This window comes from Mycobacterium sp. 852002-10029_SCH5224772 (assembly GCF_001667315.1).
In the GTDB taxonomy this organism is placed as follows: Bacteria; Actinomycetota; Actinomycetes; order Mycobacteriales; family Mycobacteriaceae; genus Mycobacterium.
This window is the reverse complement of record NZ_LZHT01000011.1, coordinates 103848-113000: the sequence shown is the minus strand read 5'-3', so window position 1 is coordinate 113000 and position 9153 is coordinate 103848. Positions and strand designations below refer to the sequence as shown.

9 protein-coding genes are annotated in these 9153 nt (G+C 68.2%); 6 read left to right on the top strand and 3 right to left on the bottom strand.

Going from position 1 to position 9153, the window contains the following annotated elements:
- The coding region (locus A5775_RS25280) for an FAD-dependent oxidoreductase (RefSeq protein ID WP_156660558.1) at window positions 1-95 on the bottom strand (95 nt) is incomplete at its 3' end.
- 288 nt (window positions 96-383) lie between these two features.
- Here A5775_RS25280 and A5775_RS03665 point away from each other — a divergent pair.
- Both A5775_RS03665 and A5775_RS03660 read left to right on the top strand, forming a co-directional pair.
- Complete coding sequence (locus A5775_RS03665; RefSeq protein WP_067247641.1) at window positions 384-2051, top strand: nitrite/sulfite reductase; 1668 nt, start codon at window positions 384-386, stop codon at window positions 2049-2051.
- Window positions 2048-2764: a sirohydrochlorin chelatase gene (locus A5775_RS03660; RefSeq protein ID WP_067247639.1), complete on the top strand. Its 717-nt coding sequence runs from the start codon at window positions 2048-2050 to the stop codon at window positions 2762-2764. Before A5775_RS03665 ends, A5775_RS03660 begins: the two co-directional genes overlap by 4 nt.
- 13 nt (window positions 2765-2777) lie before the next feature.
- Here A5775_RS03660 and A5775_RS03655 read toward each other — a convergent pair whose 3' ends face one another.
- On the bottom strand, window positions 2778-3719 hold the full coding sequence (locus A5775_RS03655) for a LysR family transcriptional regulator (protein ID WP_067247636.1): 942 nt from the start codon (window positions 3717-3719) through the stop codon (window positions 2778-2780).
- A gap of 223 nt (window positions 3720-3942) precedes the next feature.
- Between A5775_RS03655 and fdxA the strand changes: the two genes are divergently transcribed.
- Together fdxA and A5775_RS03645 are read left to right on the top strand one after the other, a co-directional pair.
- Window positions 3943-4272, top strand: coding sequence for a ferredoxin (fdxA, locus tag A5775_RS03650; RefSeq protein WP_067247633.1), 330 nt, complete (start codon window positions 3943-3945; stop codon window positions 4270-4272).
- A gap of 48 nt (window positions 4273-4320) precedes the next feature.
- Window positions 4321-5595, top strand: a complete 1275-nt coding sequence (locus tag A5775_RS03645) for an alpha/beta hydrolase (protein ID WP_067247630.1) — start codon at window positions 4321-4323, stop codon at window positions 5593-5595.
- A gap of 19 nt (window positions 5596-5614) precedes the next feature.
- On the opposite strand, the gene A5775_RS03640 is transcribed toward A5775_RS03645, so the two are convergent.
- Window positions 5615-6049, bottom strand: coding sequence for a protease inhibitor I42 family protein (locus A5775_RS03640; protein WP_067247627.1), 435 nt, complete (start codon window positions 6047-6049; stop codon window positions 5615-5617).
- 109 nt (window positions 6050-6158) lie between these two features.
- Here A5775_RS03640 and A5775_RS03635 point away from each other — a divergent pair, with 109 nt between their 5' ends.
- Window positions 6159-7769 carry a Na+/H+ antiporter gene (locus A5775_RS03635; protein WP_067247624.1) on the top strand — a complete coding sequence of 537 codons (1611 nt, stop codon included), beginning with the start codon at window positions 6159-6161 and terminating at the stop codon, window positions 7767-7769.
- Between the two features lie 33 nt (window positions 7770-7802).
- Entirely contained in the window at window positions 7803-8981 is a 1179-nt protein-coding gene (locus A5775_RS03630; RefSeq protein ID WP_067247621.1) for an AAA family ATPase, read from the top strand.
- Window positions 8982-9153: the final 172 nt, after the last annotated feature.

The window sequence follows — 9153 nt, the reverse complement described above, 5'->3', positions numbered from 1 at the left end:
GGCGCCAACTGCGCCCGCGCCGCATACAACGCCGCGGTATACCCAGCAGGACCCGAACCAATAATGATCACGTCATGGACGTCGGAGGAGCTCATAAGCGGCCACACTACTGCGACTCCGAATAGGGTCGCGGCCAATCCCGCTGGCCGGCAAGGCAAAGACGTGAAGCGGCGCACACAACGCACAGTTGTGCCTTCACAACATATGACCTCTACTGACGCCCCGTTCGGTGGTGCACCATGGAAATCGCGACTCGTGGATCCAACGACGAAGCTACGGGCGCCCCCAGACCCAACATCAGCGCGACGCCGCGGCCGACAGCCAGCCAGCCTTGCGGCCGCATAACGGCCCGATCCGCGTCGCTGCCAGGAATGAGAACGCATATGACCACCGCACGTCCCGTCAAGACCCGCAATGAGGGTCAGTGGGCGTTGGGGGATCGCGAACCCCTCAACGACACCGAGAAGTTCAAGAACGATGATGGGCCGCTGAACGTCCGCGACCGCATCATCAACGTCTACTCCAAACAGGGTTTCGACAGCATCGACAAGTCCGATCTGCGCGGGCGGTTCCGCTGGATGGGCCTCTACACCCAGCGCGAGCAGGGCTACGACGGCAGCTGGACCGGCGACGAGAACACCGACAAGATCGAAGCCAAGTACTTCATGATGCGGGTCCGTTCCGACGGCAAGGCGATGACCGCGCACACGATGCGCACGCTGGGCCAGATTTCGACCGAATTCGCCCGCGACACCGCCGACATCAGCGACCGGGAAAACTTGCAACTGCATTGGGTCCGCATCGAGGACGTCCCCGAGATCTGGCGCCGGCTCGACGCCGTCGGCCTGCAGACCACCGAGGCGTGCGGTGACTGCCCGCGCGGCATCCACGGTTCGCCGCTGGCCGGCGACTCGCTCGACGAGGTGCTCGACCCGTCGGCCGCGGTCGACGAAATCGTCCGCCGCTCACTGAACAACCCCGAGTACGCCAACCTGCCGCGCAAGTACAAGACCGCGGTCTCCGGATTGCAGGACGTCTCCCACGAGACGCACGACATCGCGTTCGTCGGCGTCGACCACCCCGAACACGGCCCCGGCCTGGACCTGTGGGTGGGCGGCGGCCTGTCGACCAACCCGATGCTGGCCCAGCGGCTCGGCGCGTGGGTTCCGCTGGCCGAGGTGCCCGACGTCTGGGAGGCCGTCACCCAGCTGTTCCGCGACTACGGCTACCGGCGTCTGCGCGCCAAGGCCCGGCTGAAGTTCCTGGTCAAGGACTGGGGCGTGGAAAAATTCCGTGAAGTTCTCGAAGAGGAATACCTCAACCGTCGGCTCATCGACGGCCCGGCGCCCACGCCGGTCAAGCACACCATCGACCATGTCGGCGTGCAGCGAATCAAGAACGGCCTCAACGCCATCGGCGTCGCCCCGATCGCCGGGCGCGTCTCGGGCAGCACCCTGTCGGCCGTGGCCGACCTGATGGAGAAGGCCGGCTCGGACCGGGCGCGGTGGACCCCGTTCCAAAAGCTGGTCATCCTCGACGTGGCCGACGACAAGGTCGACGAACTGGTCGCGGGCCTGGACGCGCTAGGGCTGCCGTCGCGGCCGTCGTCGTGGCGCAAGAACACCATGGCGTGCACCGGAATCGAGTACTGCAAGCTGTCGTTCGCCGAAACCCGGGTTCGCACCCAGACCTTGGTGCCCGAGCTCGAGCAGCGCCTGGCCGACGTCGAGTCCCGGCTGGACGCGCCGATCAGCGTGCATCTCAACGGCTGCCCGAACTCATGCGCCCGAATCCAGGTCGCCGACATCGGGTTCAAGGGCCAGTGGATCGACGACGGCGACGGCAATTCGGTCGAGGGCTTCCAGGTGCATCTGGGCGGCGGCCTGGGCGAGCAGAGCGGCTTCGGCCGAAAACTGCGCCAGCACAAGGTCACCAGCGACGAACTCGGCGACTACATCGACCGGGTAACCCGCAAGTACCTCGAAAAGCGCGACAGCGGTGAGGCTTTCGCATCCTGGGCGCTGCGCGCCGAGGAGGACGACCTGCGGTGAGCACCCTGGTCCTCACCGCGCACGGCAGCCGCGACCCCCGGTCGGGCGCCAACGCCGCAGCCGTGGCCGACCGCCTGAGGGGCATGCGGCCGGACCTCGACGTGCGGCTGGCCTTCCTCGAGCTCGACGCCCCGAACTTCGTCGACGTGCTGGCCGGGCTGCCGGACAGCCGCCGCGCCGTCGTCGCCCCGCTGCTGCTGGCCAGCGCGTATCACGCGCGCCTGGACATCCCCGAGCAGATCACCCGCGCCGGCGCCCACGGCATCCGGCAGGCCGACGTGCTCGGCGAGGACGACCGGCTGGTCACCGTCCTGCGCGAGCGGCTCGCCGAGGTCGGGGTTTCCCCGCTCGACGACGATCTCGGCGTGATGGTGGTCGCGATCGGCTCGTCGAACCTGGCAGCCAACGGGCGCACCGCGAAGGTGGCATCCCGCCTGGCCGTCGGCACCGGATGGGCCGGCGCCACAACGGCGTTCGCTACCCGGCCTGAGGCGTCGGTGGCCCGGGCCGCCGAGCAGTTGCGCCGCCGCGGCGCGCGCCGGCTGGTGATCGCGCCGTGGTTCTTGGCGCCGGGATTCATCACCGACGGCGTGTCAACCTTCGCCCGCGACAACGACATTCGGATGGCCGAACCGCTGGGTGCGCATCGGCTGGTGGCCGAGACGGTGCTCGACCGCTACGACGAGGTGCTGGCCGTCGACGCCGCGGCCTGACCCCCCGAACGTCCTACGCCGTTGTGCGGCTGATGATGTGACTCAACAGGTCGCGGATCGCCCCCGCCGGCGGGGTGCGCCCGCCGACCCAGATGGCCCGAAACTTGCGCCGTAGGTCCAATTTGGGGATGTGGGCCGCGTGCAGACGCCCGACCGCCAGGTCGTCGGCCACCGCCAGCCGGCTCATGGCCGCCGGCCCCGCGCCGGCGAGGACGGCGGCGCGCATCGCCGCCGACGACGTCAACTCCAGCACCGGTGCGGCTTGCTGCATGTCCTCCCCGAGCACCCGGCGCAGCGCCACCGCCAGCGAATCGCGGATGCCCGAATGGAGTTCACGGGACACCAACGGCGTCTGCGCGAGTTCGCGCGCCGTCACGACCCGCGAGCGTCGAGCCCACTTGTGGTCCGGCGGGACGACGATCACCAGCTCGTCCTCACCTACCACGCAGGTACCTAAACCCTTTGGCGTACCGGGGTTTTCGATGAACCCGAGATCGGCGGTGCCGTCGCGGACCGACGCGATGGCGTGGTCGCTGTTGGTGGCGGTCAAAATCACCTGCGGCGCGGTATCGCCGCGCCGCGCCGCATCGGCCTGCAGGGACAGCAGCCACTGCGGCATCAGTTGTTCGGAGATCGTTTGGCTGGCCGACACCCGGATGCGTTCGCGGCCTTCTTTGCGCAGCGAGCCCAGCCCGGCGTCGACCTCCTGGGCGACCTCGAGCAGGCGGGTCGCCCAATCCGCGACGATCAGGCCCGCGGGCGTCAGTTGGGAGCCGCGCGTTGTCCGGACGGCCAGGGTGACGCCGATCTGGGCCTCCATGGTGGCCAGCCGCCGGGATATCGCCTGCTGGGTCAGCCCCAGTTCGCGCGCGGCCCGGCCGAGGCTGCCCGTCTCGGCGATCGCCAAAAATGCCTCGAACGCGGCCAGTTCGGGCAGCCGGGGGCTCAGTGGCATGGTCGACAGCTCACAATCAAATCGTGTGACACAACTATAGCTTGTGACTCCACAACGCCAAACCTCTACTCACGCCCCGCCCGGACCGGAAGCATTGTGGCTATTGCCGCCCGAAACGGCCGGTGAGCCGCGCGGACGCCGCCGCGCTAAATTAGCCAGCCTGACCGAGTTGCTGCGCCCCGCAGCCGGCCGACCCCGCCAGCCAGACGGAAGGACAACATTCGTGGCCTACGTGATCGCCGAACCGTGCGTCGACATCAAAGACAAGGCATGCATCGAGGAATGCCCCGTCGATTGCATCTACGAGGGCGCCCGGATGCTCTACATCCACCCCGACGAATGCGTGGACTGCGGCGCCTGCGAGCCGGTGTGCCCGGTCGAATCGATCTTCTACGAAGACGACCTGCCCGACGAGCACAGCGGATACCTGCAGATCAACGCCGACTTCTTCGCCGAGCTCGGCTCACCCGGCGGGGCGGCGAAGGTGGGGCTGACCGAGAACGACCCCGCCCCGGTGAAGAGCCTCGAGAGCCGGGCAGAGGCGTCGTCGTAGCCGCTGATCCCCTCCGAGTGCCCCACACACGTTTCGTAAGGTGAGGCAATGCGGACAGCTCGAATCATCCACCTCATCCGGCAATTAGGGTCGCTGGCGGTCACCGCGGTGACCGCGGCGTCCACGCTCAACGCCTACCGGCCGCTGGCGCGCGGCGGATACCCGTCGCTGTATTCCTGGATGTTCGGGCTCGTCGTCAGCGAGTTGCCCCTGCAGACGCTGGTCAGCCAGCTCGGTGGGCTGGCTCTGACGGCGCGCCGCCTCACCCGGCCCGTGCGCATCGCGGCGTGGGTGGTCGCCTTGCTCTCGGCGGTCGGCCTCCTGAACCTGTCCCGCGCCGGCCATCGCGCCAACGTGCCGCTGACCGAGGCGTTGGACAGCGGGCTGGGAGACGATCGGCTCACCGAGTCGGCCAGCCTGTGGCGTCAGCCGGCCGGCAGCGGCACCGCGAAGACGCCCGGGCTACTGAGGATGCTGCGGATCTACCGCGATTACGCCCACGACTCCAACATCAGCTATGGCGAATTCGGCGGCGCCAACCACCTGGACATCTGGCGGCGCCCCGATCTCGATCCGGCCGGCAGGGCGCCGGTGCTGTTCCAGATCCCCGGCGGCGCCTGGACGACGGGAAACAAACGCGGACAAGCGCATCCGTTGATGAGCCACCTCGCCGAACTCGGCTGGATCTGCGTCGCGATCAACTACCGGCACAGCCCACGCAACACCTGGCCCGACCACATCGTCGACGTCAAGCGCGCCCTCGCCTGGGTCAAACAACACATCGCCGAGTACGGCGGCGATCCCGACTTCATCGCCATCACCGGCGGTTCGGCCGGCGGCCACCTGTCGTCGCTGGCCGCGCTCACGCCTAATGACCCGCAATTCCAGCCGGGCTTCGAGGACGTCGACACCCGCGTGCAGGCGGCCGTGCCGTTCTATGGCATCTACGACTTCACCCGATTCGACAAGACGCTGCATCCGATGATGCCGGGGCTGCTGATCAAGTCGATCATCAAACAAAAGCCCTCGACCCACCTGCAGACCTTCGAGGCCGCGTCACCGGTCAACCATGTCCACGCCGACGCTCCCCCCTTCTTCGTCCTGCACGGAAGCAACGACTCGCTGGCCTACGTCGAACAGGCCCGCACGTTCGTCGAAAAGCTGCGCCAAGCCAGCGCGCAGCCGGTGCTCTACGCCGAATTACCGTTCACCCAACACGCTTTCGACATCTTCGGCTCGGTCCGCGCCGCGCACACCGCGGTGGCCGTCGAGCAATTCCTGGCCGAGGTCTACGCGCGACAACGCCAGGTCGCCGTCGCGTAACGGCAACCGCCACAAGGACTTATCGCACGGTCACGGTGAGGGTGTAGACGCACCCCGGTTTGGCATCTTTTTCCACAATGCTCGTGTAGGTGGCGCCGACGGTGGTGGTCCCCGGTCGCATGGCCACGAACGTCCACGTCTCGGTGCCCGGCGCCCCCAGCGCGTCGGAGGCCGGCGGCACGAACTCGTGACTGAGCTGCCTGATGATCGCCGAATCGCCGATCTTGGTGTCAGGCGTCCACCGATAGGGCGTCGTGTAGTTCGAACCCAACTCCACGACCAACGTGTTGCCGACGTCCAAGGTGATGTTCTGGGTGATCTCGCTCTGCGTCAGCACTTCGGTCATGGGGACCCGGAGGGTTTTGGTCGACGGCGGATTCCTGGACGCAAAGTGGCAGCCCACCACCGACGACAACATGAGCACGGCGACTGTTGCCAGCAGCCTCAGCTTCACCAGATCCCCCTTCGATTCCGCTCCGGAGCCTAATAGGTCTGATCCAGACCGAAGATAGGCGCTGAGGGTCCAAGCCGCGCAAGCCGCCGGGGTCCGGCAGGATGGGCTGGTGTTTGGCCTCGAACTGATCGTCGCCCTGGTCTCCACCGTCATCGTGGGGACGTTCATCGGCCGGCGCTATCGCGTGGGCCCCCCGGTGCTGCTCATCTTGATGGGCGTGTTGCTGGGTCTGGTCCCCCATTTCGGTCACGTGCGGGTCAACGGCGAGATCGTGCTGCTGCTGTTTCTTCCGGCGATCCTGTACTGGGAGGGCCTGAACACCAGCTTCCGCGAAATCCGGGCCAACGCGCGCATCATCGTGTTCCTCAGCATCGTCCTGGTGATCGCCACCGCGGTGGCGGTGTCGTGGACCGCGCGGGCGCTGGGCATGAATCCGCACGCGGCGGGCGTCCTGGGCGCGGTGCTGTCGCCCACCGACGCGGCCGCGGTGGCCGGTCTCGCGAAGAAACTGCCACGACGGTCGCTGACCGTGCTGAAGGCCGAGAGTCTCATCAACGACGGCACCGCCCTGGTCCTGTTCGCCGTCAGCGTCCACGTCGCGATCGGTGGGGCGGCGATCAGCCCACCCGAGGTGACCGCCCGGTTCGTCGGCTCCTACCTCGGCGGGATCGCCGCCGGGCTGCTGGTCGGCGGGGCGGTGACGCTGCTGCGCAAGCGAATCGACGCGCCCCAGGAGGAGGGAGCGTTGAGCCTGGTGACGCCGTTCGCGGCGTTCTTGCTCGCGCAATCGATGGAGTGCAGCGGAGTGGTCGCGGTGATGGTGTCGGCCCTGGTGCTGGCCTACGCCGGGCCCCTGGTGATCCGGGCCCGGTCCCGGCTGCAGGCCTATGCCTTCTGGGACACCGCGACGTTCCTGCTCAACGGCTCGCTGTGGGTGTTCGTCGGCGTCCAGATGCCGGGTGCGCTGCGGGGCATCGCGGGCGTCGACGGGGGAATCCGCCACGCCCTGTTCGTCGCCCTGGTGATCACCGGCGTGGTGATCGCGTCGCGCATCTTCTGGGGCGAAATCACCACACTGCTGATCCGGCTCATCGACCGCCGGCAAGTCCAACGCGAACGCCGGGTCACCTGGCGGCAGCGCTTCGTCACCGCCTGGGCGGGATTCCGCGGGGCCGTATCGCTCGCCGCGGCGGTCGCCGTGCCCATGACGACGCTCAGCGGCGCGCCGTTCCCGGACCGCAACCTGCTGATCTTCATCGTGACCGTCGTCATCCTGGTGACCGTCCTGGTCCAGGGCAGCACGCTGCCCGCCGTGGTTCGCTGGGCCCACATGCCCGAAGACGCCACCCACGCCGAGGAACTGCAACTGGCTCGTTGCCGCGGGGCTCAGGCCGCGCTCGCCGCCCTGCCCGGGGTCGCCGACGAGGTCGGCATCAGCGACGACCTGCGCCGGCGGCTGCAATCCGAATACGAGGAAAAGGCCGCGCTGGTCCTGGCCACCGAGGACGGTTCGGCCGACCACCGCATCCTCAAGGGCCGGGAGAAGGTCCGGCAGGTGCGCCTGGGTGTGCTCGAGTGCAAGCGCCGGGAAATCACGTCTCTGCGCAACCAGAACCTGATCGACGACATCGTGTTGCGCGAGTTGCAGAACGAGATGGATCTCGAGGAAGTGCAACTCCTCGCCGCCGCAGCCGACGAGCGTGAGGACGGGGACGAATAGGGGTCCGTCGGTGGCCGACCGTACAGTCGGCCCATGCTGCAGACCGTCGCGATCCGCGGATATCGCTCGCTGCGCGAGGTGATCCTGCCGCTGGGCCGGCTGTCGGTGATCACCGGCGCCAACGGATCCGGCAAGTCGTCGCTGTACCGCGCGCTGCGGCTGCTGGCCGACTGCGGGCGCGGCGAGGTGATCGGGTCGCTCGCCCGCGAGGGCGGTCTGCAGTCGGTGTTGTGGGCCGGCCCCGAGCAGGTGGCCGGGGCTCGACGCACCGGCAAGGCCGAGGGCACCGTGCGCACCCGGCCGGTATCACTCGAAATGGGCTTCGCCGCAGACGATTTCGGCTACCTGGTGGATCTGGGTATCCCGCAGTCCGCCGGGAAGTCGGTGTTCGCCCGCGATCCGGAGATCAAGCGGGAAGTGTTGTTCGCCGGCCCGGTGCTGCGGCCCAGCACAACGCTGGTGCGCCGGTCTCGGGTATTCGCCGAGGCCAGCGCCGACTCCGGCGGCGGGTTCGACGAACTGTCCCGGTCGCTGCCGTCGTATCACAGCGTGCTGGCCGAATACGCTCACCCGCACGCGCTTCCCGAGCTCGCGGCCGTGCGAGAACGCCTGCGCGGGTGGCGGTTTTATGACGGCTTCCGGGTCGATGCGGGGGCGCCCGCGCGGCATCCGCAGGTCGGCACCCGCACGCCGGTGCTCTCCGACGACGGCAGTGACCTCGCCGCCGCCATCCAGACGATCCTGGAAGCGGGGCTCGACGATCTCGGCCGCGCCGTCGCCGAGGCCTTCGACGGCGCCACCATCTCGGTGGCCATCCACGACGGGTTGTTCGACCTTCAGCTGCGCCAGCGCGGCATGCTGCGCGCATTGCGCTCGGCCGAATTATCCGATGGCACACTGCGTTTCCTGCTGTGGGCCGCCGCGCTGCTGAGCCCGCAGCCGCCCTCACTGATGGTGCTCAACGAGCCGGAGACCTCGCTGCATCCGGACCTGGTGGCCCCGCTGGCCTCGCTGATCCGTGCCACCGCCGCCCAGACCCAGGTCGTGGTCGTGACGCATTCACGCGCGCTGCTGGAATTCCTAGACGCTGTTCCGCTGCGCGAAGCGCCTGACGGAGCCCTGGAGATCGAGCTCTACAAGGACTGGGGCGAAACGCGTATCAGCGGCCAGACTCTGTTGACGACGCCGCGGTGGGACTGGGGCGCGCGCTAGGGGCTCTGGCCGTCGCGGCGAGTGTGAATCCTGGGCGTTGCGAGTGAACCCTGGGCGCTCCGGCTCGGCGTGTCGCCGCCGTGGCTTCACTCTGAAAGCCCTCACTGCACACTCAACGCCCGTGACGGGTTCAGTGGCGCGGCGCGTCGGCCAACCCAAATCTTGCCTGTCG